Source organism: Streptomyces sp. NPDC058307 (assembly GCF_042880295.1).
In the GTDB taxonomy this organism is placed as follows: Bacteria; Actinomycetota; Actinomycetes; order Streptomycetales; family Streptomycetaceae; genus Streptomyces.
Genome location: NZ_JBHVYZ010000171.1, coordinates 1 through 1,515, shown reverse-complemented (window position 1 = coordinate 1,515; position 1,515 = coordinate 1). Strand labels below are relative to the sequence as shown.

Below are 1,515 nucleotides of genomic sequence, written 5' to 3'. Positions count from 1 at the left end.
TCGGGAGCGGCAGATGGGCCAGGTCCTCGTCGGTGATCGGGATGATCGTGCCGTCGGCGTCCTCGTATCCCTTGCCGATCTCCGCCTGGCTGATCTCCCGGTCCTCCAGCTCGCAGACCTTGCGGTAGCGGACGCGGCCACCGTCCTCGGTGTGGATCTGGCGGAAGGAGATCGAGTGGCTCTCAGTGGCGTTGACCAGCTTGATCGGAATGCTGACCAGGCCGAACGAGATGGCACCGTTCCAAATGGATCTCACCGGCAGCACCCTTTCTCACGAATTAAGCCGTTTTGCAGACCTATGCACTAGATTCTCATCGTATGACGCCGATCACAGAGGTGGAGGGGCGACGGCTCGCGCTCAGCAATCTGGAGAAGGTGCTGTATCCGGCCACCGGCTTCACCAAGGGCGAGGTGCTGCACTACTACGCCACCGCGGCCGACGTCCTCCTCCCCCATCTGCGTGACCGTGCCGTCTCCTTCCTGCGCTACCCGGACGGCCCCGACGGGCAGGTCTTCTTCGCCAAGAACGTTCCGCCGGGTACGCCCGACTGGGTCACCACGGCCGAGGTGCCCCGCTCCGAGGGTCCGGCCCGCATGGTCCTGGTCCAGGACCTGGCGAGCCTGATGTGGGCCGCCAACCTGGTCACCGAGTTCCACACCCACCAGTGGCTGGTCGACTCCCCCGACGAGGCCGACCGCCTGGTCCTCGACCTCGACCCGGGCCCGCCCGCGACGATCGTCGAGTGCTGCGAGGTGGCCCTGTGGCTCAGGGAGCGGCTGGCGGCGGACGGGATCGAGGCCTACCCGAAGACCGCCGGCTCCAAGGGGCTGCACCTGCTGGCGGCGGTGCGGGGAGCGTCGTCCGAGGAGGTGTCGGAGTACGCCAAGCAGCTCGCCGTGGAGGCGGAGCGGGCGATGCCCCGGCTCGCCCTGCACCGGATGACCCGCAGCCTGCGCCCCGGAAAGGTCTTCGTCGACTGGAGCCAGAACGCCGCCCGCAAGACCACGGCGACGCCGTACACGCTGCGGGCCCGGGCCCGCCCCCTGGTGTCGGCGCCGGTCACCTGGACAGAGGTGGAGGACTGCACGACCCCCGCCCAGCTCACCTTCCAGGCCCCGGACATGCCTCCCCGCCTCCAGCACTACGGCGACCTCCTGGCACCTCTTCTGGACGGGGACCGGGCGACACGGTTGCCGTGAACAGGGTGAGGTCGTCTGACGGCTGCGGCCCGGTGGGGGCTGGTCGCGCAGTTCCCCGCGGTGCCGCTGCGCTGGGCTTGAACGCGGCGCCCACGAGGGTGCCGGGTCAGGTTGTCGTGCGGCTGCCGGCCGGTGGGGGCTGGTCGCGCAGTTCCCCGCGCCCCTAAGGAGCTGCAGTCGCCTGCGCCAGGACGGACCGTTCTCCACCTCACGCGCCACGGCGGACCGTTCGCCGGATCGCGCGCGACGACGGGCCGTTGGCCGCGTACGGCGAGAAGGGGACGGGGTGGGGGGTGTCCGCCCGCAGCGGCCGGC

Annotated in this window: 2 protein-coding genes; one reads left to right on the top strand and one right to left on the bottom strand. The window is 70.3% G+C overall.

Annotated features, from left to right (window positions below):
* Positions 1 to 265 (bottom strand): Ku protein (locus ACFVYN_RS41350; protein ID WP_390008097.1); only part of this gene is annotated, 265 nt, incomplete at its 3' end.
* Positions 266 to 318: 53 nt separating this feature from the next.
* On the opposite strand from ACFVYN_RS41350, the gene ligD reads away from it, so the two are divergent.
* The gene (gene ligD, locus ACFVYN_RS41345) at positions 319 to 1,200 is read left to right on the top strand and encodes a non-homologous end-joining DNA ligase (protein WP_390008095.1); all 882 of its coding nucleotides are present in this window, start codon (positions 319 to 321) and stop codon (positions 1,198 to 1,200) included.
* The last annotated feature ends 315 nt before the right edge of the window (positions 1,201 to 1,515 follow it).